The 380-nt window shown below is 68.7% G+C and carries 1 protein-coding gene; it reads right to left on the bottom strand.

Translation table 11 applies throughout. The annotated features are described in order from the left end of the window. Window positions 1–244: hypothetical protein (locus tag TN53_RS42865; protein ID WP_046264339.1), on the bottom strand; the 244-nt coding region annotated here is incomplete at its 3' end. Window positions 245–380: the final 136 nt, after the last annotated feature.

Genomic DNA, 380 nt, shown 5'->3' with positions numbered 1-380 from the left:
CACCGGTCCCTGCCACGGCCTGCCCGTCCGGACTGATCACGACGGACGTCGTGTCCAGGGCCTCAATCCACCAGCGGACCTCGCCCGAATCAGTGTTCAGGACGGACAGTTTCTGGGTCTTGAAGGGGGCGTTTGTGCGGTGCGGCCCGAGCACGACCAGGCTCAGCCCGTTGCCGCCCCAGGCGATCGCAGATGGAGCGAAGTCCAGCTCCGCCTGCGCCAGCAGCTCACCGATCTCGCTCATGACTGCACTCCTGTCACAGCATTCCGGTCACAGTGGTGCGAAGGCCGCCTGATAGGCCCGCCAGCGCGCCAGCCCTTCGTTGGTGTCGCCCAGGGCGCTGACGGCGCGCGACGCGAGGTCGGCGCTCCCGCCACCC

The sequence above is a fragment of the Streptomyces sp. WM6386 genome (assembly GCF_000972385.1).
Classification (GTDB): Bacteria; Actinomycetota; Actinomycetes; order Streptomycetales; family Streptomycetaceae; genus Streptomyces.
This window is presented reverse-complemented; position numbering and strand designations above follow the sequence as displayed.